The organism is Nocardioides sp. P5_C9_2 (assembly GCF_054049555.1).
On sequence record NZ_JBFUMD010000742.1, the window covers coordinates 1 to 1,065 of the forward strand.

Below are 1,065 nucleotides of genomic sequence, written 5' to 3' on the forward strand. Positions count from 1 at the left end.
GCCGACGGGCGCGCCGGTGCGCTACACCGCGCACCCCGACGAGGTGGCCGAGGCCGCCGCGGCCGCCGACCGCATCGCCGCCCTGCGGGCCGCCGGGACCCCCGCCGGCGAGATGGCGGTGCTCTTCCGCATCAACGCGCAGTCCGAGACCTTCGAGGACGCCCTCACGTCGCGGGGCGTCCCGTACGTCGTCCGCGGCGCCGCCCGCTTCTTCGACCGTGCCGAGGTCCGCCAGGCCGTGACCCTGCTGCGCGGCACCGCACGTGGCGGCCAGGAGGACGGCAGCGTCCCCGACCTGGTCCGCGCGACGCTGTCGGGGATGGGCTGGTCGGAAGAGGCCCCGGGCACGCGGGGGGAGACCCGCAACCGGTGGGAGTCCCTGCAGGCGCTGGTGGACCGGTCGACCGAGTTCGTCGCCGAGCTGCCCGAGGCCGGCCTCGGCGACTTCGTCGACGACCTCGACCGGCGTGCCGCCGAGCAGCACGCACCCCTCGCCGACGGTGTCACCCTCGCCACCCTGCACGCCGCCAAGGGGCTGGAGTGGGAGGCGGTCTTCCTGTGCGGCATGCAGGACGGCACCCTGCCCATCACCTACGCCGACACCCCGACCGCGGTCGAGGAGGAGCGCCGGCTCCTCTACGTCGGCATGACCCGCGCCCGACGCGAGCTGTCGATCTCGTGGGCCCTGGCCCGCAACCCGGGGGGACGGGCCAGCCGCAAGCCGTCACGGTTCCTCGAGGCGGTCGCCGAGGTCGAGCGTGCCGCGGCGTCCAGCGGTCCCACCCGTCGCAACCGCAAGGCCATGCACTGCCGCGAGTGCGGAACCGCGCTCAGCACCCCGGCGGAGAAGAAGCTCGGGCGCTGCGTCGACTGTCCCGCCTCCTACGACGAGGCCCTCTTCGAGCGCCTGCGGGTGTGGCGCCTCGAGCGTGCCGCCGACGACAAGGTGCCGGCGTTCGTCGTCTTCACCGACGCCACCCTGCAGCTGATCGCCGAGCACCGTCCGACCGACGAGGGATCGCTGCGGCGCATCAGCGGCGTGGGTCCCTCCAAGCTCACCAAGTA

The 1,065-nt window shown here is 74.5% G+C and carries 1 protein-coding gene; it reads left to right on the forward strand.

What is annotated here, in order from left to right:
- Nucleotides 1–16: 16 nt before the first annotated feature.
- Nucleotides 17–1,065: 3'-5' exonuclease (locus tag ACXJKL_RS21430; protein ID WP_457209010.1), on the forward strand; the 1,049-nt coding region annotated here is incomplete at its 3' end.